The organism is Rhizobium sp. SL42 (assembly GCF_021729845.1).
Classification (GTDB): Bacteria; Pseudomonadota; Alphaproteobacteria; order Rhizobiales; family Rhizobiaceae; genus Allorhizobium.
Genome location: NZ_CP063397.1, coordinates 3,725,303 through 3,745,694, shown reverse-complemented (window position 1 = coordinate 3,745,694; position 20,392 = coordinate 3,725,303). Strand labels below are relative to the sequence as shown.

Genomic DNA, 20,392 nt, shown 5'->3' with positions numbered 1-20,392 from the left:
TCAAGGATCGATCAACATGCTGATCATCAAGTGCCCCTATTGCGAAGAAGAGCGCGCAGAGCTCGAATTTCGCGCCGCCGGTGAAGCGCATATCGCCCGGCCTACCAATATTTCGGCAATTTCCGACGAGGAATTTGCCGACTACTTCTTTCTGCGTGACAATCCGAAGGGCATCATCTTCGAACGCTGGCGTCATCTGAATGGCTGTGGCCGTTTCTTCAACGCGGCTCGCGACACCGTCAGCGACAAGATCCTCTTGACCTACAAGGCCGGTGAGCCGATGCCGGATCCGGCAACGCTCGTGGCTTCTGCCGAGCCGAAGGGAGACAAGGCATGAGTGCTGCCAATCGTATTCCGGGCAAGGGTCGCCTGACGCCCGCCCGCACATCCCGTTTCACGCTCGATGGTCGCAGCCTGACGGCCTATGAAGGTGACACCGTCGCTTCGGCGATGCTTGCGAACGGCATGCATCTGGCTGGCCGTTCCTTCAAGTATCACCGTCCGCGCGGCATCCTGACCGCCGGTCCGGAAGAGCCCAATGCGCTGCTCGACATCTCGCGCGATGCCGCCCGTCGCCAGCCGAATGTGCGCGCCACGGTGCAGGAAGTCTTCGACGGCATGCGCGCCGAGACGCAGAACCGCTGGCCGTCGTTGTCCTTCGATATCAGCGAAGTGAACAATCTGCTGGCGCCGTTCTTTGCCGCCGGCTTTTACTACAAGACTTTCATGTGGCCGAAGGCCGCCTGGCACCAGATCTATGAGCCCTTCATCCGTCGTGCCGCAGGCCTCGGCGTCGCGCCGAAGGAAGCGGATCCGGATCACTATGCCAACCGCTATGCCCATTGCGACGTGCTGGTTGCCGGCGGCGGTGCTGCAGGCCTTGCGGCCGCACTTGCCGCGGCGCAGACAGGTGCCCGTGTCATCATCGTCGACGAACAGCCGGAAATGGGCGGCGCCTTCCACTACGACCTTGGCGCGACTGTCGATGGTCAGAATGGTTTCGATTGGGCGCAGGCAACAGTTACCAAGCTGAAATCCATGGCGAATGTTACGGTGCTGACCCGCACCACGGCCTTCGGTTATCACAACCAAAACTATGTCGCGCTGGTCGAGCGTGTCACGGACCATATCTCCAACCCGGGCAAGGCCCTGCCGCGCGAGCGGCTGTGGCAGGTGCGCGCCAAGCGCGTCGTCATCGCCAGCGGCGCCATCGAGCGCCACATGGTGTTTGCCAACAATGACCGTCCCGGCATCATGCTGGCTTCGGCTGGCCGCACCTATCTCAACCATTTCGGCGTTGCCGTGGGTGCCAAGGTCGGCGTCTACACGGCGCATGATTCGGCCTATGAAGCGGCGATCGACCTGAAGAAGGCCGGCGTTTCGGTGCCTGTCATCGTCGATGCCCGCGAAAAGCCGGGCGAGAAGGTGCTGGCGGAAGCGCGTGCGCTGGGTATCGAAGTGCTCACCGGTTCCGGTGTTGTCGATACGGCCGGGCGCCTGCGGGTGCGTTCGATCACCGTTCGTCGCAATGGTGGCGGCTCGAGCCGCAAGATCGAAGTCGACGCGCTGTTGATCTCGGCCGGCTGGACCCCTTCGGTACATCTGTTCTCGCAGTCGCGTGGCAAGCTGAAATTCGACGCCGCTAACGACCGCTTCCTGCCGGATGTGTATGCCCAGGATTGCGTCTGTGTCGGTGCCTGCAATGGCACCGATGATCTGCAGGCGCTGCTCGACGAAGCGACGGCCGCAGGTCTCGCGATGGCCAAGGCCGCAGGCGCGGGCGAAGCCCAGCCGGTGTCGCCTACCGGTTCGAATGCACACGACTGGACCGGCGGCATGGTCGGTGCGGCAGAAGGCGCCGGTCGCGACACGACGGTCAAGGCCTTCGTCGACTTCCAGCACGATGTCTGCGCCAAGGATATCCGCCTCGCGGTTCGCGAAGGCATGCATTCGATCGAGCACATCAAGCGCTTTACCACGAACGGTATGGCGTCCGACCAGGGCAAGCTGTCGAACATGCACGGCCTGGCAATTGCCGCCGAGGTTCTCGGCAAGGAAATCCCCAAGGTCGGTCTGACGACCTTCCGCGCACCCTATACGCCGGTCACCTTCGGCACGCTAATCAACCACTCGCGCGGCGAGCTGTTCGATCCGACCCGCAAGACGCCGATGCACGACTATGAGGTGTCGCAGGGCGCCGAATACGAAGACGTCGGCAACTGGAAGCGGGCATGGTACTATCCGCGGCCGGGCGAGGACATGCATCAGGCCGTCAATCGCGAATGCAAGACGGCGCGCGAAGTCGCCGGCGTGTTCAACGCCTCGACGCTCGGCAAGATCGAGGTGGTCGGTCCGGATGCGGCCGAGTTCCTCAACCTGATGTATACGAATGCCTGGGATACGCTGAAGCCGGGCAAGGCCCGCTACGGCATCATGACCCGCGAAGACGGCTTCATCTATGACGATGGCGTCGTCGGGCGTCTCGCCGAGGATCGCTTCCATGTCACGACCACGACCGGCGGTGCGCCGCGCGTGCTCAACCATATGGAAGACTATCTGCAGACGGAATTCCCGCATCTGAAGGTCTGGCTGACCTCGACCACCGAACAATGGGCGGTGATCGCGGTGCAGGGACCGAAGGCGCGCGACATCATCGCGCCTTTCGTCGAGGGCATCGATATCTCCAACGAGGCCTTCCCGCATATGAGCGTGGCCGAAGGCAAATTCTGTGGCGTGCCGACGCGGCTGTTCCGCGTGTCGTTTACCGGTGAACTCGGCTTCGAAGTCAATGTGCCGGCGGACTACGGCGCTTCCGTTTTCCAGGCGATCTGGGAACGGGCGCAGGCGATGGGGGCGTGCCTCTACGGCACCGAAACCATGCACGTGCTGCGCGCCGAGAAGGGCTATATCATCGTCGGCCAGGACACCGACGGCACGCTGACCGCGGACGACGCCGGCCTCTCCTGGGCGGTGTCGAAGAAGAAGACGGACTTCGTCGGTATCCGCGGCATGAAGCGGCCGGATCTCGTCAAGGAAGGGCGCAAGCAGCTTGTCGGCCTTCTGACCAAGAACCCGAACGAGGTTCTGGAAGAGGGTGGCCAGATCGTCGCCGATCCGAACCAGCCGAAGCCGATGACCATGCTCGGGCATGTCACCTCATCCTACTGGTCGGAAAACCTCGGTCGTTCCATTGCAATTGCGATGGTCGCCGGTGGCCGGGCGCGAATGGGCGAAACGCTCTATGTGCCGATGAAGGACAAGACCATCGCGGTCGAGGTGACCGACATGGTATTCGTAGACAAGGAAGGAGGCCGGATCCATGGCTGAACCCGTGATTGCCGAACGTAAAGCCGTTCTCTCCGGTTTCCATGGCGGAACCGCCAAAGTGCGGCTGACGCTGGCGTTGCCGGCAGGGCGTGTCGTGCTGCGCGCTCGTGCCGAAGACCTGGGTGCTCTGTCCACTTCGCTTGGCCTGAAATTGCCGGCCAAGCCGAGGGCTTCCGTCTCATCCAAAGGGCGCACCGCTTTCTGGATCGGCCCCGATGAATGGCTGCTGATCGACGAAAAGGGCGGCGACCTGATGGCCGATTGCGCCGCCTCCGGCGTTGCGCATTCGGCAGCCGATGTGTCGCATCGCAATACGGCGATCATCGTTTCCGGTCCGGCCGCGGCCGATGCGATCAACACAGGCTCGGCGCTGGACCTGTCGCTTGCCGCATTTCCTGTCGGTGCTGTCACCCGCACCGTGTTCGGCAAGATCGAGATCATCCTCCACCGTGTGGAAGAGGAAACCTTCCGGGTCGAATGCTGGCGTTCCTTTGCCACCTATGCTTTCGGCATGCTGGCCGAAGGGGCGGAAGACGCCTCGCTCTGATACTTGCAAAGGCCGGGGAAGCCCGGCCTTCTAGCGGTTGTCTAACCTTCCCATCCTATCCATTTCACCCATCGCCCGTGAAAATCCGCGCGGCCGATCTCGCGGGTTTCGCCCGTCGGCCAGAGTGTCAGCGTGATGGCCGCACCGTCCGGTTTGCCATCGGCTTCGAGCTGCAGGCGGGCAAGTGGGGCGTCATACGTGGCGCGGGCACCGGTCTCGGCAATCAGGCTTTCGCCTTCGGCTTTCAAAACTGCCGGCAGATATTGCCAGGCGATGGTGTGGTAGATGACGTGAGTGATGCCAGTATGCGGTTCCGAGAGGCGGGTGCGTAGCCAGTCGACGGCGTCGGCTTTCTCGACCTTGATCGAGGTTTCGGCGGCGATGGAAAGGGCTGCTGCCGTTCTCTGCAGCCGATCGTCCTGATCGGCCCAGATGTAGGAGAAAAGCCGGAGCCGATCCGCTGCCGATGTCGGGTCGAGCGGGTTCAGGTCGCAGCCGGCGCGGTCGATGATCTCGATTGCGGCGTTCGGCGGGGAAGGTCCCTCCCAGGCCGGCTCAAGCATGACCGGCGACGGGTCGCCCCATTGGGCTTTGCCCAGCTTGAAGGCATAGCGATCCCAATGCAGGTTGAGCCCCGCGCTGGCACCGATTTCAGAAAGGCGTAAGGGTTTTGCGGTCATTCCGGCGATTGTCAGGAAGCCTGGCAGGAGTGCGGAAGACCGGCGGACTTCATTGGTCTGCGGCGCGGATTTCAGGCGCTCAAGGATGAAGTCCTCGTCGCGTGTAAATGCCTGTTCTATGGCTGCCCAGAGAATATCATCCTCACCGACATGCGGCGGATAGACGGAGGCGAGATCCGTGTTTTGCCCCATGCGAACGAGGGCATGCAGTGTGCCGGCGAGCCGCAGGGCCAGTGCGTCGCCGGTGCCGTCCGGATTGCCGGGCCAGCCGAGCACGGTGGCACCGACCGGTGTTTCGTCGCTCAGACGCTCGGCGGCGAGGATGCACAGCCTGGCGGTAAACGGCGAACCGAGATCGGCACAGGCCTTCGCCTGGCGGCGGAAACTCTGGCGAATGGCCTCGGCATGTTCGTTCGGCATGATCCCGCTCACACCCCTTCCGGACGATCCTTCGGGTCGAATTGCGATATGGTGATCCAGCTTGCCGTTAGGGCCGGCTTGCGTTCATCCTCGATCTCGACGGTCAGGTCATAGGTGTTCATCAGCATGCCGGCGCCGCGGAAACGCGCACCGGCGAGCAGGAAGGAGCCGCGAATGCGCTTGTTGCATTTGACCGGCGACATGAAACGGACCTTGTCGAAGCCGTAGTTGATGCCCAGCGTCTGTTCGCGGATCTTGGGCAGGCAGTCATAGTTCATCGCCGAGAGCAGCGACAAAGTCAGGAAGCCATGGGCAATCGTGCCGCCATAAGGCGTCTCTGCTGCTGCACGGACGGGGTCGGTGTGGATGAACTGGTGGTCATTGGTCGCGCCGGCAAAGGCGTCGATCATGGTCTGGTCGACAGTGATCCAGTCGGAGACACCGACGACGGTTCCAACGAGCCCCGGAACTTCGGACAGAGAAATCTCACGCGGCATGGAACCTCACTCTTTTGTCGATATTTTTCGACAGGTTATAGGCGGTTCATGTCATGCGGAATAGTCAGGCTGATCATCGATGCAATAATTCATGCCTCGATCCAGAATTCCACCGAACGCGGTTTCAGGTGAATTGCGGCGGCACCACGCCCTGAGGACAGCTTTTTCCATTTCTGTCCCGTTGCGGGACGAAGTGCCGCGTCGCACGTTGCATGCGCGCGGTTGAACAGCGCGGCGATGCGGGCGGGCTTTCCTGTCTGGCGATCGAGTGTTTTCAACACCATGGCGAACACCTGCAGATCCGGATCTTCCCAATCTGCAACGGTCATTGTGTCGCCAGTTGAAGAAAGCCATTCGACATCGCCATTGCCATCGAGAAATTGAGTTTCGGAGAAGGCGGTGAAGCGTTGGCGCATGGCAGCAAGGCTTGCAGTCGTTTCCAGCAGTTCGTCGTCACGGTTCTGCCAGTCGAGCCAGGTCAGCGCGTTGTCCTGGCAATAGGCATTGTTGTTGCCATGCTGGGTGCGGCCGAATTCATCGCCGGCTGTCAGCATGATCGTGCCACGGCTGGCAAACAGCGTGGCGAGCAGGGCGGCGACGTCCTGTCTCCGGTTGCGCGACACCGTGCGGTCGGCGGTCTCGCCTTCGACGCCGTTGTTCCAGGAATGGTTCTCGTTGTGGCCGTCGTGATTGTGCTCGCCATTGGCCTCGTTGTGCTTGTGTTCGTGGGAGACGAGGTCGAGCAGGGTGAAGCCGTCATGGGCAGCGATGAAGTTGACGCTGCGGGTTGCCTTGCCACCGTGATGGGCAAAGAGATCGGCGGATCCGGCAAGTGCGGTTGCCAGGTCTCCGGTGAGGTGACTGTCGCCGCGCCAGTAGCGGCGGAAGGCATCGCGGGCGCGGTCGTTCCATTCGAGGAAAGGCGAGGGGAACTGGCCGAGTTGGTAGCCGCCGGGGCCGATGTCCCAGGGCTCGGCGATCATGATGCGGTCTTCCAGCACATCGTCCTCGAGCATGGCCTTCAACGTCGGCGCATCCCGGTGGAAGCCGTCCCAGTGGCGGCCGAGTACCGGTGCGAGATCGAAGCGGAAGCCATCAACGCCGCCCTGCAGCACGAAATGGCGAAGGGTGTCGACGATCAGCCGGCGCAGCATCGGATGATCACAGGCGAGCGTATTGCCGCAGCCCGTGTCGTTGACCAGCGTGGCCGGGTCATTCGGCAGGTGTCGATAGAGCGAGCGGTTGTCGATGCCGCGCATCGAGAGTGTCGCGCCTTCTATGTCGCTCTCGCCGGTATGGTTGAAGACGAGATCGAGGATCACGCCGATGCCTTCCTTGTGCAAGGCAGCGACTGTCTCGCGCAACTCCCTGACGCCGCCCGGCACGATGCGCGGATCGAGCGCCATCAGGGCAACGGGATTGTAGCCCCAGTTGTTTGACAGCCCGAGCGGTGGCAGATGGCGTTCGTCGAGCCATGCGGTGATCGGCATCAGTTCGACGGCATCGACGCCGATCTTCTTCAGATGGGCGATGACCGAGGGGTGGGCGAGCGCTGCCAGCGTGCCGCGCTGCGCCGCCGGTACATCCGGATGCAACATGGTGAAGGGCTTCACGGCCACTTCGTAAATGAACCCTCCGCGCGGCAGAAGGGGCATCATGGCTTTCACCGGCACATCGCGCGTCACGATGGCTTTCGGCACGAGATCGGCCGTGTCCGTGCCGAATTCGGCAAGCCGCGGATCATGGACAAAGGGGCGGTCCAACTCCTTGGCATAGGGATCGACGAGCAGCTTGGATGGATCGTACCAATGGCCTTCCGCCGGGTCGTAGGGTCCATGTGCACGGAAGCCGTAATGGGTGCCTTCGCCAGCCTCCCCGACAAAAAGCCGGTGAATATCGTCTTCTCCCCGCGTCATCGGCAGGCGGGCAGTTTCCGTGCGGCCATCGGCATCGAACAGGCAGAGTTCGATCAATGTGGCATGATGCGACCAGAGGGAAAAATCTGTGCCGGCGGGATGCAGCACGGCTCCGAGAGGATTTTGGCTCATGACGTCTTCCGCGGTTTGGGGTGGCGAATCTGTCTGTGTCACGCAGACAGGTTAGCAGTTGCTGAAGCGGGCGAAATGCTTGCCGGTCGTCTCCCGGTTGCTTTGTTCCATTTTCATCCGCCGACACCGAAGAAAATTTGTCATTGACAGCATACCAACTGGTTGGTTTACTACACTGCAAGAGGAGGGACGGCGAGATGAACGAGACTATCCACCCGTCGCGCATGAAACTGCTGGAAGCAACGCTCGGCCTTGTCCGCGAGAAGGGCTATGCGGCGACCACGGTGGACGACATCTGCCTGCGCGCCGGCGTCAGCAAGGGAAGCTTCTTCCACCACTTCAGAAGCAAGGAGGAGCTGGTTCTGGGTGCAGTGGACCATTGGAACCAGTTTACCAGCGAGGTCTTCGCGCAGGCGCCGTATCAGGATCTTGCCGATCCGCGCGACCGCATTCTCGGCTATGTCGATTTCCGCATGGCCATCCTCGATTTCGAGGTGCCGGACTTCACCTGCCTGCTCGGCACCTTGGTCCAGGAGACCTATCAGTCTCATCCATCGATCCGTGAAGCCTGCGATTTCGGCATGTCCTCGCATATCGCAAGGCTGACCACCGACGTCGAGCTGGCACGCAGCCGCCATGCATCGAATGCCGACTGGACGGCGGCAAGCGTCGGCTACTTCATTCAGGCCGTCCTGCAGGGCGCTTTCATCTTTGCCAAGGCCAAGCTTGATGCGGATATCGCCCGCGAAAACCTGCGGCATCTGCGCCGCTATCTGGAAATGATATTGCCGCCGAATTCGTGAGCCTGGAAAATCTCAAAAGAGGAGGACTGAAAATGCCCCATACCATCCGCCTGCATCGGGTGCTGAAAGCAGCGCCGGAGAAAGTCTACCGCGCCTTCATGGATGCCGACGCCCAGTGCAAATGGATCCCGCCCTACGGCTTCGTCGCCAAGATTCATCACTTCGAACCGAAGGTGGGAGGCACATTCCGGATGTCCTTCACCAATTTCACCACACAGCAGTCGCACAGCTTCGGTGGCACCTATCTGGAACTCGTTCCTGGCAAGCTGATCCGCTACAACGACGTATTCGACGATCCGAACCTGCCGGGCGAGATGAATGTCACGGTGGAACTGACGGAGGTGTTCTGCGGTACCGACATCAAGATCACGCAGGCCGGCGTGCCGGAGGTCATTCCGGAGGCAGCCTGCTATCTGGGTTGGCAGGAATCGCTGGCGCAGCTTGCCCTGCTGGTCGAGCCGGATATCCAGCAGGAAGGTTGAAACCGCAAACCTCAACGACAAGAAAAGGCGGAGGTTAGACCTCCGCCTTTTTACATTCACCGGACTGCCGGTGCCAGCCTCAGGTGATGACGGTCGGCTCGTCGAAAGCCGTGCGGCTCTTGATCTCGGCCAGCGTTTCGGCAGCGGCGATCAGGTCGGCAAGGGCTACCTGGGTCTCGATATCGTGGCGCGAGGCGTTGGGCTCGTAGCGCTCGATATACACGCGCAGCGTCGCGCCCGAGGTGCCGGTGCCCGATAGACGGAAGACGACGCGGCTGCCGCCTTCAAACAGGATGCGGATGCCCTGGTTGTTGGAGACCGACTGGTCGACCGGATCATGATAGGAAAAATCGTCGGCGGCAGCGACGGTCAGATCACCGACCTTTGTGCCCGGCAAGGTGGCGAGCTTGTCGCGCAGCATGGCAACGAGGCCGTTGGCGCGCTCGGTCTCGACGCCTTCGTAGTCGTGACGCGAATAGTAGTTACGGCCATAGGTTGCCCAATGCTGGTGGACGATGTCGGAGACGCTTTCGCCGCGCACAGCGAGAATGTTCAGCCAGAGCAGAACGGCCCAGAGACCGTCTTTTTCACGGACATGATTGGAGCCGGTGCCGGCGCTTTCCTCGCCGCAGATCGTCACCTTGCCGGCGTCGAGCAGGTTACCGAAAAACTTCCAGCCGGTCGGCGTCTCATAGATGCCGATGCCAAGCTTTTCGGCGACGCGGTCAGCGGCCGCACTGGTCGGCATGGAGCGGGCAATACCGGCAATGCCGCCGGAATATCCCGGCGCCAGATGGGCGTTGGCGGCGAGCATCGCCAGGCTGTCGGAAGGCGTGACGAAAATGCCCTTGCCGATGATCAGGTTGCGGTCGCCGTCGCCATCGGACGCGGCGCCGAAATCGGGTGCGCCTTCGCCGCTCATCATCTCGTCGTAGAGTTCCTTGGCATGCACCAGGTTCGGGTCGGGGTGATGGCCGCCGAAATCGGGCAGGGGAATGAAATTGCGCACCGTGCCTTCAGGCGCACCCAGCCGGCCTTCGATGATATCCTTGGCATAAGGGCCGGTGACGGCGCTCATGGCGTCGAAGACCATGCGGAAGCCGAGGCCGAACATGTTGCGGATGGCATTGAAGTCGAACAGGCTTTCCATCAGCTCGGCATAATCGGCAACCGGGTCGATGACCGCGACCTTCATGCCGGCGAGCTCGAATGTGCCGACCTTGTCGAGATCGATATCGGCCGCGTTGGCGGTCTTGTAGGTGTCGATAACCTTGGTCCGTGCATAGATCGCGTCGGTGATCTTTTCCGGAGCCGGGCCGCCATTGCCGATATTGTACTTGATGCCGAAGTCTTCGGTCGGACCGCCGGGATTGTGGCTGGCTGAAAGCACGATGCCACCGAAGGCCTTGTATTTGCGGATGACATGGGAGGCTGCAGGCGTCGACAGAATGCCGCCGCGACCGACAAGAACCTTGCCGAAGCCATTGGCCGCAGCCATTTTCAGCGCCTTCTGGATTACTTCGCGGTTGTAGTAACGGCCATCGCCGCCGATCACCAATGTCTTGCCTTCAAAGCCATCCAGGGAATCGAAAATCGACTGGATGAAGTTCTCGGCATAGTTCTGCTGCTGGAACACCGGAACCTTCTTGCGCAAACCCGACGTGCCCGGTTTCTGATCCGCATAGGGCTTCGTGGTGACGGTGGAAATCATGACGTTACTGGCCTTTCGACACGAGGCGTTGATAAAGATCGGCATAGAGGGCGGCGCTCCGGTCCCAGGAGACGTCGGATTTCATGCCCTGCTTTTGCATCTGCGACCAGAGTTTCTGGTCTTCGTAGAGACGGATGGTGCGGCGGATGGCCCGGCGCAGGGCATCTGCCGTGACCGGTGCAAACTGGATGCCGGTGGCGACGCCGGCGGAAATTGCCGCTTCATTGGCGTCGATCACCGTGTCGGCAAGACCGCCTGTCCGGGCGACGAGCGGTATGCAGCCGTAGCGGAGGGCGTAGAGCTGTGTCAGGCCGCAGGGCTCGAAGCGGGACGGAACCAGGATGACGTCGGCGCCCGCCTGCATCAGGTGGGACAGTTTTTCGTCGTAGCCCAGAACCATGCCGACGCGGCCACGGTGTCGGCTCGCTGCAGCCTGCAGCGAGGCTTCGATCGCGCTGTCGCCGGAACCGAGAATGGCAAGCCTTGCGCCCGATTCGACGAACTCGTCGACAATTTCGTTCAGAAGGTCGAGACCCTTTTGCCATGTCAGGCGGGAGATGACGCAAAACAGCGGTCCGTCATCGGTGTCCAGACCGAAACGCTTGACCAGCGCTGCCTTGTTGGCCGGACGCTTCTTCAGCGTGGTCGCCGAGTAGTTGGAGGCGAGCAGATCGTCGCTGGCCGGATTCCAGACTTCGACATCGATGCCGTTGACGATCCCATACAGGTTATCGGATCGGCCCGCGATCAGGCCCTCGAGACCCATGCCGAATTCATGGGTAAGGATTTCCTCGGCATAGGAGGGACTGACGGTGCTGACCGCGTGGGCGGTGACCAGGCCGCTCTTCAGGTAGCTCAGCGTGCCATAATACTCGAGGGCTTCGTTATAGGCGTGGGGCGGCAGTTCCAGGTAGGGGAAGAGTTCGGCGAAGAACTGGCCCTGAAAGGCGATGTTGTGAATGGTCATGAGGCTCGGCTTTTCCGGTGCCTCGGCATAACGCATGTAGACCGGCGTCAAGGCGCCTTGCCAGTCGTGGACATGCACAAGGTCGGGCTCGAAGCCGGGCAGGACGCCCGCCGCGATCTCGGCGCCTGCCTTGGACAGCACAGCGAAACGTTTCCAGTTGTCCGGATAGTCGCGGGCATTGCCATCGACATAGGGCCCGCCCGATCGCTCATAGAGCGCCGGGCAGTCGAGCACGAGAATGTCCAGCCCATCGTGCTTCACCTCGAGCAGCGTCACATGTTCGCCCAGCAGGTTGTCGAACTGGTGCACTTTTTTCGGCTTCTTGATCGCCTTCATCACGGCCGGATAACCGGGAATGAGCGTCTTGGTCTCGATCGCATGGGCGACGAGCGCCAGAGGCAGGGCACCGGCGACGTCCGCGAGGCCGCCGGTCTTGATCAAGGGATAGAGCTCGGAGGCGACCGAAAGAACTTTCATGGACGTGGCTATCCCAATTTGTCGATCATCGCCTGGGTGATCAGGCAAATCCCGTTTTCACTGCGACGGAAGCGCTTGGCATCCATTTCCGGATCCTCGCCGACGATCAGTCCTTCGGGGATCACGACGCCGTGGTCTATCACGACATTTGTGAGCCGGGCATGACGGCCGACCTGAACCTTTGGGAGGACGACTGCGCCTTCGAGGCGGGAATAGGAATTGGCTCGCACGCCGGTGAACAACAGGCTCTTGTACAGTGAAGACCCGGAAATGATGCAGTCGCCGGAAACCAGTGACGAGATCGCCGAGCCGCGACGTCCCTCGTCGTCATGGACGAACTTGGCCGGCGGCGTGTTTTCGGAATAGGTCCAGATCGGCCAGGACTTGTCGTAGAGGTCGAGTTCCGGAACGATGTCGGTCAGGTCGATATTGGCCTGCCAGTAGGCGTCGATCGTGCCGACATCGCGCCAGTAGGGGGTGCGCTCGAAATCGGAGCGGACGCAGGAGCGGGCGAAGCGATGGGCGACGGCCTTGCCGCTCTGTACGACGTAGGGAATGATGTCCTTGCCGAAGTCGCGGCTGGAATTCGGATCGGCGGCGTCGCGGCGCAGCAGTTCCATCAGGAACTTGGTGTGGAAAACATAGATGCCCATCGAGGCGAGCGCCATGTCCTCGTTGCCGGGAATGCCCGGCGGATCGGCCGGCTTCTCGACGAAGTCGATAATGCGGTCGGTCGCGTCGACATGCATGACGCCGAAGCCGACCGCTTCCATGCGCGGCACTTCCAGGCAGCCGATGGTGACATCGGCGCCGGTGTCGACATGCTGCTGGAGCATCTGCTCGTAGTCCATCTTGTAGATATGGTCGCCGGCCAGGATCACCATGTATTCCGGGCCATACGGCTCGATGATGTCGATATTCTGGAAGACGGCGTCCGCCGTGCCTTCATACCACTGGGTTTCTGACACACGCTGGGAGGCCGGCAGGACGTCGAAACTTTCGTTGCGCTCGGGGCGGAAGAAGTTCCAGCCGAGTTGCAGGTGGCGGATGAGCGAATGCGCCTTGTATTGCGTGGCGACGCCGATGCGGCGGATGCCCGAGTTCAGGGCATTGGAGAGTGCAAAATCAATAATGCGCGCCTTGCCGCCAAAATAGACGGCGGGTTTTGCCCGGCGATCGGTCAATTCCTTGAGACGGCTGCCGCGGCCACCGGCCAAAACATAGGCCATAGCGTCGCGCGACAGGCTCTTGGTCCGCTTTTCTGTCATATTATCCTCCCCTTACTGTTCCAATTCCAGCATGATGACAGCCAAAGGCGGTAGCGTCATCACTGCCTTTGCCCATCCCTCACCAGAGGTGTGGGCCTCCACCCGACCACCATTGCCCTTGCCGCTGCCGCCATAAATTTCAGCATCGGTATTGATGATTTCCCGCCAGCGACCACCCGCGGGCAGACTGATGCGATAGTGCGAATGGAAAGTCGGCGTCAGATTGCAGATCACGGCGATCGGTCTTTCTCCCGGAGCCTTGCGCAGCCAGGCAAAGACGGAATTGTCCTGGTCTTGGCTGATCAGCCATTCGAAGCCCTCTCCCTCGCAGTCGCGCGCATGGAGCGCCGGCTTCGAGCGATAGGTCAGGTTCAGGTCGCGGATCAGGCGGCGCATGCCCTCGTGGGGTGCGTATTGCAGCAGGTTCCAGTCGAGGGACTGGCTTTCGCTCCATTCGCTCCACTGGGCAAATTCCTGTCCCATGAACAGCAGCTTCTTGCCGGGATGTCCCCACATGAAGCCGTAATAGGCGCGCAGATTGGCAAATTTCTGCCAGTCGTCGCCGGGCATCTTGGCGATCATCGAGCCTTTGCCGTGCACGACTTCGTCATGAGAGATCGGCAGGACGAAATTTTCCGAGAAGGCGTAGAGCAGGCCGAAGGTCAGTTCCTGGTGGTGATGCTTGCGGTAGATCGGGTCGCGGGCAAAATAGCTCAGCGTGTCGTGCATGAAGCCCATGTTCCACTTGAAGCCGAAGCCGAGCCCGCCCTCGTGAACCGGTTGCGAGACTTTCGGCCAGGAGGTGCTCTCCTCGGCAATGGTCATGATGCCCGGATGGCTGCCATAGACATGGCTATTCATCGACTGCAGGAAACGCACGGATTCGAGATTTTCGCGTCCGCCGTATTCGTTGGGGATCCATTCGCCCTCTTTGCGCGAATAGTCGAGGTAGAGCATCGAGGCGACCGCATCGACGCGCAGGCCGTCGAGGTGGAATTTCTCGGCCCAGTAGAGGGCGTTGTTGATCAGGTAGGACAGCACCTCGATGCGGCCGAAGTTGTAGATCGCGGTGTTCCAGTCGGGGTGGTAGCCCTGGCGCGGGTCCTCGTGCTCGTAGAGCGCCGTGCCGTCGAAATGGCGCAGGCCATGGGCGTCGGTCGGGAAGTGCGCGGGCACCCAGTCGAGCAGGACGCCGAGGCCGACCTTGTGGCAACCGTTGACGAAGCGGGCAAAACCTTCCGGCTCGCCGAAGCGCGCCGTCGGGGCAAAGAGGCCGGTCGTCTGGTAGCCCCACGAGGGGTCGTAGGGGTATTCCGAGATCGGCATGAACTCGATATGGGTGAAGCCCATGTCGACGCAATAGGGGATCAGGCGCTCGGCCATCTCGTCCCAGGTCAGCAGCGAGCCATCCTGGTGACGCTGCCAGGAGGCGGCATGAACCTCGTAGATCGAGATCGGCTGTTGTCGCTGGTTGACGGTCGCCCAGTGCTTGCGATGGTCGGCGTCTTCCCAGACCTGCTCCAGTTCAGCTGCCGTGACTGACGCATTCTTCGGGCGCAGTTCGGCGCGGCGCGCATAGGGATCGGCCTTCAACGGCTGCAATGCGCCATCCTTGCCGATGATCTCGAATTTATAGGCCGAACCGGTACGAACGTCCGGGGCAAAGATTTCCCAGATGCCGGTGTCGCGGCGCAGCCGCATGACATGGCGGCGGCCGTCCCATTCATTGAAATCGCCGACCACCGAAACACGACGGGCATTCGGCGCCCAGACCGCGAAGTGGAAACCGTCCACACCCTGATGCTTGAGCGGATGCGCGCCCATCTTGTCGAACAGGCGCAGATGCGAGCCCTCGCGGATGAAATAGTCATCCATGGGGCCGAGGATCGGGCCGAAGCTGTAGGGGTCGGTCACCGTCCACTCGGCGTCGCCGCGCGTTGCACGGTAGCGCACGGGCTGCAAGCCCTGCACCTTGACCGGACCGGCAAAAAAGCCGGCCGGATCGAGGCACTGCAATTCACCGATCACGGTGCCGTTCAAGGCCGTGGCGGTTACCGTTTCAGCACCCGGCACGAAGCAGCGCGCGACAAATCCGCTGCCGATTTCGTGCATGCCCAAAATCGCGAAAGGATCGTTATGGGTGCCGTGGATAATTGCCTGCACGTCTGCAGCCGGCGGTGTTTCCGGCTTACCTGTCTCACCGATCTTCTTCGGCGATCTTGCCATCAAGCTCTCCAGATGTCCGCGTTGTACTGGCGGATCGTCCGGTCCGAAGAGAACCAGCCCATGCGCGCCGTATTGCGGATCGTTTTCGAGTACCAGCCAGATGTGTCGGTCCAGATCTGGTCGACCTGCCGCTGGGCCTGGGTGTAGGCGTCGAAATCTGCGGCGACCATGAACCAGTCATGCTGGTAGATGCCTTGCATCAGCCCGGTATAACGCTCGCGGTCATCGGGCGAAAACACGCCGGAGGAAATCGCAGCCAGGGCCTGGGAAAGGTCGCGAGAGGCCTCGATCGCCGCACGCGGATTGTATCCCTCGGCCCGGACGCGACCGACTTCGTCGGCGGTCATTCCGAAAATCACAATGTTTTCCTCTCCGACATGATCCCGCATTTCGACATTGGCACCATCGAGCGTGCCGATGGTCAATGCACCGTTCAACGCAAACTTCATGTTCCCGGTTCCCGACGCTTCCATGCCGGCGGTGGAAATTTGTTCGGAGAGGTCGGCGGCCGGCACCATCACTTCGGCAAGCGAGACGTTGTAGTTCGGCACGAACACGACCTTGAGCAGGCCGCGCACGGACGGGTCGTTGTTGACGACGCGGGCGACGTCATTGGCGAGCTTGATGATCAGCTTGGCGTTGTGATAGCTCGGCGCCGCCTTGCCGGCGAAGATTTTTACGCGCGGAACCCAGTCGCGTTCCGGATGCGATCGCATCTGGTCGAACAGGGCAACGGTTTCAATGATGTTGAGCAACTGGCGCTTGTATTCGTGAATGCGCTTGATCTGAATGTCGAACATCGCATTCGGGTCAAGCCGGATGCCCATGCGGCTTGCGACAAGGGCTGCCAGCTTTTCCTTGTTGGCACGTTTCACGGCTGCGAATTTCTGCTGGAAAGACGCATCGTCGGCAAAGGCGTCAAGGGCCGTCAGCTTGCTCGCGTCATCGAGGAATTCGGGGCCGATCGCTTCCTTGATAAGCGACGTCAGGTCCGAGTTGCACTGCATCAGCCAGCGGCGAGGCGTGATCCCGTTGGTCTTGTTGTTGATGCGGGTCGGATACAGTTTGTGCAGGTCGGCAAACACCGTTTCCTTCATCAGTTCCGTATGCAGCGCGGAGACGCCGTTGATCGAATGAGCGCCGATGAAGGCAAGATTGCCCATGCGCACCCGGCGATCGCCGCTTTCGTCGATCAGCGAGATCCGGCTGATTTCGCTGTCGGAGAAGCCGCGGTTCTTGCGGGCCGCCAGCAGGACCTTGGCGTTGATCTCGTAGACCAGCTGCATGTGGCGCGGCAAAAGGCGCTCGAAGAGGGGAACCGGCCAGCTTTCCAGCGCTTCCGGCAGCAGCGTGTGGTTGGTGTAGGAGAAGGTCTTCCAGGTGATGTCCCAGGCGGTGTCGAAATCGAGGCCATGCACGTCGACGAGCAGGCGCATGAGTTCGACGACCGAGACGGCCGGATGGGTATCGTTCAGCTGGACCGCGACCTTGTCGGGCAGAGCGGACAAGGCGTTGCCCTGCTGCAGGTGGCGACGGACGATGTCCTGCAGCGATGCCGAACAGAAGAAATATTCCTGCCGGAGGCGCAGTTCCTGGCCGGCGGGCGTGGCGTCGGCTGGATAGAGCACGCGGGTCAGGCTTTCAGCCTTGTTGCTCTCGCGCAGCGCGCCGATATGGTCGCCGGCGTTGAAGGCATCGAGCAGGATCGGGTCGATCGGCTGGGCAGACCACAGGCGAAGCGTGTTGACGCGTTCGCCGCGCCAGCCGACGGCCGGGGTATCGTAGGCGGTGGCGATCACGCGCTCGCCCTGTTTCCAGACGTAGCGCAACTCGTCTTCCGGGCTGGTGATCGTCTCGACCGTGCCGCCATAGCCGACTTCGTAGGAGCTTTCGCGACGCTCGAATTCCCAAGGGTTGCCGTGCGCCAGCCAGCTTTCCGGCAGCTCCACCTGCCAGCCCTCGGCCATCTGCTGGCGGAAGAGGCCATGCACATAGCGGATGCCGTAGCCATAGGCGGGAATGTTGACGGTTGCCATCGATTCCATGAAGCAGGCGGCGAGGCGGCCGAGACCGCCATTGCCAAGGGCTGCGTCCGGTTCAAGGCCGGCGATGACGTCGAGATCGACGCTGAGCGAGGTCAGCGCCTGGCGAATGTCTTCCATCAAGCCGAGGTTCGACATGGCATCGCGCATCAGGCGGCCGATAAGGAATTCCAGGGACAGGTAGTAAACCCGCTTGCCGTTGTTGTGGTAGGTGGTGCGGGTCGATTCCATCCATTTGTCGATGATGCGGTCGCGCACCACGAGGATGGTTGCCGTCAGCCAGTCATGGGGTGTGGCGACCTTGGCATCCTTGCCGATCGCGTAGGTCAGCTTCTCCATGATTTCAGCGGCAAGGGCATCCGGATCAGATGCGATGCGCTTGGGAAGGGGAAGGTCAGCTGCGTGGGGAGTTTTGATCATCGGTCCGCCTGGAGTTGCTGGGTCATCCGGGCCGTCACCGATTCTTGAGCGCCGGTGATCGTCCCCCTCACATGCAGTTTACGCACTGATATGAAACAGTTGCAACAGGCCAACGGCTGCCATCGATAAAATGTAGGAGCCTTTTGTTCCCTCATTAAGCTTTTGAGTTTTCGACTATATCACCGAATACTCCGGGATCGAAAAAAGCCGCGGCCTTGCGAGCCGCGGCTTTGTCGAGGATTTTGCCATAACGCTTTGGCTAGGCTCAGTTGGTGAGGCGGGTCGAAGCCTGGGTTGCCTTCTCGCCAATCTCCTTGAAAGCAGCGACCAGTTCGGCGGCATTGCTCGCATCGTAGTAGTGCGACGTGTCGGTGGCGCATTTGCTCAAGAGAGCCTGACCACGGCTCGGCGCCATGAAAGCGACCGTGAATATCTCGACACCAGCCGTTTTGGCGGAGGCGCAGGTTGCCAGGGTCTCGGTGTCTGCAATGGTGTAGTTGTTGTCACCATCGGTCATGAAGACGATGAATTTCCCGGGGCTCTTGTTACCATTCTTGTTCTTATGGGCATCGACTTCGGTTGACTTGATGATCTCAGTATAGGCCTTCGCCATCGCGTCGGAGGAATCGGTTCCTCCGGTCGCCGTCAGCGCCTGCACATACTTCAGAGCTGTCGCCGTTCCCCATTCGAAGGTCGTCTCTTTCTGCATGGCCGCATTGTAGGAGACGGCGGCTGTCCGGACATATTTCTTTTCGGTATCGGCGGAATCCAACTGCGTTGTCAGATTGGCCGTGGCCAGCTTCAAAGCCTCGATCTTTGTATAGTAGTTCGGGTCCTCTCTCGTGCAGGTCTTGCTGACCCACTTTCCCTTTTTGTTGTAGGCGCCGCATTCGTAGGAGACGGTCTTGGTCGGCGTTGCGGCGTTGACCGTGCTTGTGTCTTCCGCCATCGAGCCCGAGCGGTCGAGGACCATGAACATGGAAAGGGCGTTCTTGCTCTCGGTCGTGCTCCGTGCCGTGCTCGTCACGTTGAGCTTGACCTTGTCCCAGCCGAGCAGGCTGGTCATGCCGTTGGTCGGCATGTTGTAGTAGCCGGAGAGCGTGACATCGAAGGTCTTGCCGGATTCGGTGGTGGTGTTGCGCTCCACCGAGCCGATGGCGTTCTTGTCGATGGCGTCGACGTCATCCTTGTCTTCGATATCGCTGCCGCTCTCACCGTTGATGTTGCTGAACTGGGCGGCCATGAACTTCTTGGCCAGTTCAATGGCCGCTTCATCCGTGATGCCATCAGCGGCCAGCGCCGAAGCGGCGGCCAGCGTTGCGGCGTCGGCTGAATCCTGGAGTGCGGCCTTGACCTGGACCATTCTGTTCAGGTCAAGTGCAACGCCTGCTGTCGCAAGTGCCACGGGCAGGATGATGGCGGTCATCATGCCGAAATTGCCACCACGGTCGCCGAGCAACCGCGAAAAAAGCGTGTGCTGTCTGTTGGTTTTAGTCATCATGTCCATCCAAAGGCAGTCGGTTGGATGGGTTATAGCGGGTGAAATGTTGTGTTCCGGCTAAAACGACCGGTAAAATTGTTCGCAATTGCGTTTCTTATTGCTTCACCGGGATGACGTCGACTGCCTGATCGGTCTTGTGGTTGCCATAGGTTTTCAGAACGCCGATGACCGGCGCGACGTCCGAGTAATCCCGCCCATAGCCGACGACGATGTGATCGGTGCCGGCCGGAATGTTGTTGGTCGGGTCCAGTTCCACCCAGCCGGTGGTCTTGCCGCACCAGACGCGAACCCAGGCATGCATGGCATCGGCGCCTTCGAGGCGTTCCTTGCCGGGTGGCGGGATCGTGCGCAGGAAGCCGCTGACATAGCCTGCGGGAATGCCGAGGCTGCGCAGCGCTGTGATCATCACATGGGTGAAGTCCTGGCAAACTCCATGCTTCTTGCTGAAGGCTTCCGCGGGTGAGGTGTCTACCGTCGTGGCTTCCGCGTCATACTTGAAGTCGTGATAGATACGCGAACAGAGTTTTTCGCCCACCTGGCGCACTGTCATGCTCGGTTTCAACTCCTCGCGCGCATAGGCGGCGATATCCTTGTCGCGGGGCAGGCGCGGGCTCGTGCCGATGAAATGATGTGGCGATTCAGCGTCCAGCGTCCAGGTCTCGGCGATTTCCTGCGGCAGCCGGTCGAGGATCGGCGAAAAATCGGCAGCGATCGGCTGCGGCTGGACCATGACGCGGGCGTGCATGCGGATATCCAGTTTCTCATGCGGTGCGCGCAGGATGGCATGGCTTGCCGGGTGACGGAAGAAATCGACGAAATTCATCAATTCATCCGGTTCCGGGCTGATGGTCACGGCGCCGGCGATCAGGCGCTGGCGGTCCGGCAGAGACAGCGGCAGCAGGCGCAACATGTGGTGCGCCCCGGATGCCTGGGCTTCGTAGTGATACGCGAGATGGAGCGACACATCGTAGAGCAT

The 20,392-nt window shown here is 61.1% G+C and carries 15 protein-coding genes; 5 read left to right on the top strand and 10 right to left on the bottom strand.

All coding sequences use genetic code 11. The features are described from left to right. Positions 1 to 16 precede the first annotated feature (16 nt). From IM739_RS17680 to IM739_RS17670, 3 genes are read left to right on the top strand one after another with little or no spacing between them, the layout of a single operon-like run. Positions 17 to 337, top strand: a complete 321-nt coding sequence (locus tag IM739_RS17680; RefSeq protein WP_237368977.1) for a sarcosine oxidase subunit delta — start codon at positions 17 to 19, stop codon at positions 335 to 337. Next, a complete protein-coding gene (locus IM739_RS17675) occupies positions 334 to 3,327 on the top strand; it encodes a sarcosine oxidase subunit alpha (RefSeq protein WP_237368976.1) in 2,994 nt (997 codons plus the stop codon). The genes IM739_RS17680 and IM739_RS17675 overlap by 4 nt, the downstream gene beginning before the upstream one ends. Continuing rightward, positions 3,320 to 3,874 (top strand): sarcosine oxidase subunit gamma, encoded by a 555-nt coding sequence (locus IM739_RS17670; RefSeq protein ID WP_237368975.1) that lies wholly within the window; start codon positions 3,320 to 3,322, stop codon positions 3,872 to 3,874. The genes IM739_RS17675 and IM739_RS17670 overlap by 8 nt, the downstream gene beginning before the upstream one ends. Before the next feature lie 41 nt (positions 3,875 to 3,915). Here the strand turns inward: IM739_RS17670 and IM739_RS17665 are convergent, their stop codons facing one another. From IM739_RS17665 to glgX, 3 genes are all read right to left on the bottom strand, one after another. Further along, positions 3,916 to 4,974: a DUF2332 domain-containing protein gene (locus IM739_RS17665; RefSeq protein WP_237368974.1), complete on the bottom strand. Its 1,059-nt coding sequence runs from the start codon at positions 4,972 to 4,974 to the stop codon at positions 3,916 to 3,918. Positions 4,975 to 4,982: 8 nt separating this feature from the next. Continuing rightward, entirely contained in the window at positions 4,983 to 5,471 is a 489-nt protein-coding gene (locus IM739_RS17660; RefSeq protein ID WP_237368973.1) for a MaoC family dehydratase, read from the bottom strand. Between the two features lie 89 nt (positions 5,472 to 5,560). Continuing rightward, positions 5,561 to 7,519, bottom strand: coding sequence for a glycogen debranching protein GlgX (glgX, locus tag IM739_RS17655; protein ID WP_237368972.1), 1,959 nt, complete (start codon positions 7,517 to 7,519; stop codon positions 5,561 to 5,563). A 197-nt stretch (positions 7,520 to 7,716) separates the two neighbouring features. On the opposite strand from glgX, the gene IM739_RS17650 reads away from it, so the two are divergent. Then, positions 7,717 to 8,322 (top strand): TetR/AcrR family transcriptional regulator, encoded by a 606-nt coding sequence (locus tag IM739_RS17650; protein WP_237368971.1) that lies wholly within the window; start codon positions 7,717 to 7,719, stop codon positions 8,320 to 8,322. A 32-nt stretch (positions 8,323 to 8,354) separates the two neighbouring features. After that, positions 8,355 to 8,804, top strand: coding sequence for an SRPBCC family protein (locus IM739_RS17645; RefSeq protein WP_237368970.1), 450 nt, complete (start codon positions 8,355 to 8,357; stop codon positions 8,802 to 8,804). 79 nt (positions 8,805 to 8,883) lie between these two features. Here IM739_RS17645 and IM739_RS17640 read toward each other — a convergent pair whose 3' ends face one another. The 7 genes from IM739_RS17640 to IM739_RS17610 form a co-directional block, all read right to left on the bottom strand. Further along, complete coding sequence (locus IM739_RS17640; protein WP_237368969.1) at positions 8,884 to 10,515, bottom strand: alpha-D-glucose phosphate-specific phosphoglucomutase; 1,632 nt, start codon at positions 10,513 to 10,515, stop codon at positions 8,884 to 8,886. 4 nt (positions 10,516 to 10,519) lie between these two features. After that, the gene (gene glgA / locus IM739_RS17635) at positions 10,520 to 11,959 is read right to left on the bottom strand and encodes a glycogen synthase GlgA (RefSeq protein WP_237368968.1); all 1,440 of its coding nucleotides are present in this window, start codon (positions 11,957 to 11,959) and stop codon (positions 10,520 to 10,522) included. 8 nt (positions 11,960 to 11,967) lie between these two features. Beyond that, positions 11,968 to 13,227 (bottom strand): glucose-1-phosphate adenylyltransferase, encoded by a 1,260-nt coding sequence (gene glgC, locus IM739_RS17630; protein WP_159950187.1) that lies wholly within the window; start codon positions 13,225 to 13,227, stop codon positions 11,968 to 11,970. Between the two features lie 12 nt (positions 13,228 to 13,239). Then, positions 13,240 to 15,453 carry a 1,4-alpha-glucan branching protein GlgB gene (gene glgB / locus IM739_RS17625; protein WP_237368967.1) on the bottom strand — a complete coding sequence of 738 codons (2,214 nt, stop codon included), beginning with the start codon at positions 15,451 to 15,453 and terminating at the stop codon, positions 13,240 to 13,242. After that, positions 15,453 to 17,915, bottom strand: coding sequence for a glycogen/starch/alpha-glucan phosphorylase (locus tag IM739_RS17620; RefSeq protein WP_237368966.1), 2,463 nt, complete (start codon positions 17,913 to 17,915; stop codon positions 15,453 to 15,455). Before IM739_RS17620 ends, glgB begins: the two co-directional genes overlap by 1 nt. 265 nt (positions 17,916 to 18,180) lie before the next feature. Then, on the bottom strand, positions 18,181 to 19,416 hold the full coding sequence (locus tag IM739_RS17615) for a TadE/TadG family type IV pilus assembly protein (protein WP_237368965.1): 1,236 nt from the start codon (positions 19,414 to 19,416) through the stop codon (positions 18,181 to 18,183). Positions 19,417 to 19,510: 94 nt separating this feature from the next. Continuing rightward, positions 19,511 to 20,392 (bottom strand): transglutaminase family protein, encoded by an 882-nt coding sequence (locus IM739_RS17610; protein WP_237368964.1) that lies wholly within the window; start codon positions 20,390 to 20,392, stop codon positions 19,511 to 19,513.

Coding starts and splice junctions, on each gene's coding strand:
- IM739_RS17680 (WP_237368977.1), top strand. CDS start 17: ATGCTGATCATCAAGTGCCCCTATTGCGAAGAAGAGCGCGCAGAGCTC.
- IM739_RS17670 (WP_237368975.1), top strand. CDS start 3,320: ATGGCTGAACCCGTGATTGCCGAACGTAAAGCCGTTCTCTCCGGTTTC.
- IM739_RS17640 (WP_237368969.1), bottom strand. CDS start 10,515: ATGATTTCCACCGTCACCACGAAGCCCTATGCGGATCAGAAACCGGGC.
- IM739_RS17645 (WP_237368970.1), top strand. CDS start 8,355: ATGCCCCATACCATCCGCCTGCATCGGGTGCTGAAAGCAGCGCCGGAG.
- IM739_RS17665 (WP_237368974.1), bottom strand. CDS start 4,974: ATGCCGAACGAACATGCCGAGGCCATTCGCCAGAGTTTCCGCCGCCAG.
- IM739_RS17660 (WP_237368973.1), bottom strand. CDS start 5,471: ATGCCGCGTGAGATTTCTCTGTCCGAAGTTCCGGGGCTCGTTGGAACC.
- IM739_RS17615 (WP_237368965.1), bottom strand. CDS start 19,416: ATGATGACTAAAACCAACAGACAGCACACGCTTTTTTCGCGGTTGCTC.
- glgC (WP_159950187.1), bottom strand. CDS start 13,227: ATGACAGAAAAGCGGACCAAGAGCCTGTCGCGCGACGCTATGGCCTAT.
- IM739_RS17650 (WP_237368971.1), top strand. CDS start 7,717: ATGAACGAGACTATCCACCCGTCGCGCATGAAACTGCTGGAAGCAACG.
- IM739_RS17610 (WP_237368964.1), bottom strand. CDS start 20,392: ATGCTCTACGATGTGTCGCTCCATCTCGCGTATCACTACGAAGCCCAG.
- IM739_RS17620 (WP_237368966.1), bottom strand. CDS start 17,915: ATGATCAAAACTCCCCACGCAGCTGACCTTCCCCTTCCCAAGCGCATC.
- glgX (WP_237368972.1), bottom strand. CDS start 7,519: ATGAGCCAAAATCCTCTCGGAGCCGTGCTGCATCCCGCCGGCACAGAT.
- IM739_RS17675 (WP_237368976.1), top strand. CDS start 334: ATGAGTGCTGCCAATCGTATTCCGGGCAAGGGTCGCCTGACGCCCGCC.
- glgB (WP_237368967.1), bottom strand. CDS start 15,453: ATGGCAAGATCGCCGAAGAAGATCGGTGAGACAGGTAAGCCGGAAACA.
- glgA (WP_237368968.1), bottom strand. CDS start 11,959: ATGAAAGTTCTTTCGGTCGCCTCCGAGCTCTATCCCTTGATCAAGACC.